A 737-nucleotide genomic window follows, 5' to 3' on the forward strand; every position below is an offset into this window, starting at 1 on the left:
CCCTCCCCCTTGTGGGGGATTGTTAACCTTGTGCTGTTTTGAGGCGATGCCTGTTGAAGAAGAGCAGCAGCGTGGCCTCGAGCATCTCCCACGACTTTGAATAGCGTTTGGAGCGGCGGTTGAAGCGAGCCAGATTATCGCGGATGGAGGCATTGGAACTCTCGATCCGATGCGTGTTCGCCTTGCCCTGCACATGTGGCTCGGGCACGCGATAGCGCTCAAAGGCCAGCCGGTAGCAGGAATTGGCATCGGTGCAGATCAGGGCCACGGCGGGCACCGCCTGCTTGAGCTTGCGATACAGGCCGATGGCGCAGGTCACGCCAGTGTCGCCGATGAGGTGCGCAACAACGCGACCTTGCCGGCGAGAATAAGCAGTCCATACGACGGCGCGGCACTGTTTTTTTGAACGAAGGTGTAGATCTCGTCCATCTCGATCACGTCGGGCAGGTCCTCCTGCACCTGAGCGCTGGCCTGCTCCAGCTGGGCGGCCAGGGCTTGGGCGGCCTTCCTGATCCATTTGAGCACCGCCGGCGGCGAGGCCCCGGTGAAGCGGGCGATTTTGCGGATGCCGACATTGTTGAGGTACATGTCGAGCGCCTGGGCCTTGAGGGCCTTGCTGAAGCGCTCGCCGTTGGCGGAGAAGCTGCGCCCGCAGGCGCGGCACAGGTAGCGTTGGACGCCGGCGGAGTGGCCGTTCTTGCGAAAGGCAGGGCTGCCGCAATGATGACAGGCCATGG

General features: G+C 62.8%; 1 protein-coding gene. It reads right to left on the reverse strand.

All coding sequences use genetic code 11. The features are described from left to right. Nucleotides 1-22: 22 nt before the first annotated feature. Entirely contained in the window at nucleotides 23-517 is a 495-nt protein-coding gene (locus D7Y21_RS42490; RefSeq protein ID WP_199735616.1) for an IS1 family transposase, read from the reverse strand. Nucleotides 518-737: the final 220 nt, after the last annotated feature.

The sequence above is a fragment of the Corallococcus sp. AB045 genome, assembly GCF_003668895.1.
Lineage (GTDB): Bacteria > Myxococcota > Myxococcia > Myxococcales > Myxococcaceae > Corallococcus > Corallococcus coralloides.